At 38.5% G+C, this 1,030-nt stretch carries 1 protein-coding gene; it reads right to left on the bottom strand.

Annotated features, from left to right (window positions below; all coding sequences use genetic code 11):
• Positions 1-81 precede the first annotated feature (81 nt).
• Positions 82-1,030, bottom strand: a 949-nt coding sequence (locus F6K15_RS37960; RefSeq protein WP_293071272.1) for a transposase family protein, incomplete at its 5' end; no start/stop codon positions are given.

The following is a 1,030-nucleotide window of genomic DNA, read 5'->3' as shown; positions in this document are numbered from 1 at the left end:
TAATAGAGTTGTTGGGAAATAACTTAGGTGAGCGAAAAATGAAAACTTAAACTAATTAATTTTGGTTAGTGATTTGATTATTTATGCTGCCATCAGGTACAAGTTCCATAGTCCAGTTGCTGTTAACATTAATTTGTCATCAAAATCATGCTTATGATTACGGTAAATCTGATTGACAGCCCCATAGCGCTTAACACCCGCGAAGGCGTTTTCACATATCACTCTAGATTGACTCAATGTCCGATTTTCGGTCTTTTGCTGTTGAGTTAATTCTCCCCCCTTTGGCTTTTTATGAGGTATGCGGATATTTTCATACTGGTGTTGAATACCTTGAAAGCCACTATCTACTTCAATTGGTATCTCCGCAGGTATATTTCCTATCAACTTTTCTTCGTCATGGAATTTCTTGTCATGTAACTTTCCTTCTCTTGCTTGGCTTAATACCAGCACTTGTTTGCTTTGGTTTACTGCTGCTAGATGTTTACGGGTATGACGCTTTTTTTTTCCCGAATAATTCAGTTTTTGTGTTTCTGAGTCAGTAGGCCGTTTTACTGGGCGTTCTGTGCCATCCATTACCACTCGTTCTACTCCAGGGAAACGCTCTATAAATGCTTGGACACTATTGATTTGGCGTTCTGGTAGTGCTTTTTTTTCTCCCAAGGCTGTTTCTAATATAGGCTGTAAACGATGAGTCCAATGATGTGCCTGGCTGCGGTCTATATCAAACAATATACTAGCCAAATCAAAGGTTGGGTAACATTTAAAGTAGAAGAGAATATAGAATAATTTGTCCTTACTGGTGCGTAAACGAGCCTTACGGCCTCCTCCAAAAGAGCGTTGACGAGGTTTCTCGAGCAATGTTTGCTGATATATTTGATGAAAAGACTTCAACAAGGATTCAAATGCTTTACGGTTTAATCCTGTTAATGCTCTGAGTAACCTATCTTGTTTTAAGGCTCGTTCAATATTTAGCATTCTTCTGGCCAATTTCTGCTTGAACCATTTTACCTTATTTCCCAACAACTCTAAT

The sequence above is a fragment of the Okeania sp. SIO2B3 genome (assembly GCF_010672525.1).
Classification (GTDB): domain Bacteria; phylum Cyanobacteriota; class Cyanobacteriia; order Cyanobacteriales; family Microcoleaceae; genus Okeania.
The sequence above is the reverse complement of the archived record's forward strand: the minus strand, read 5'-3'. Positions and strand labels throughout refer to the sequence as shown.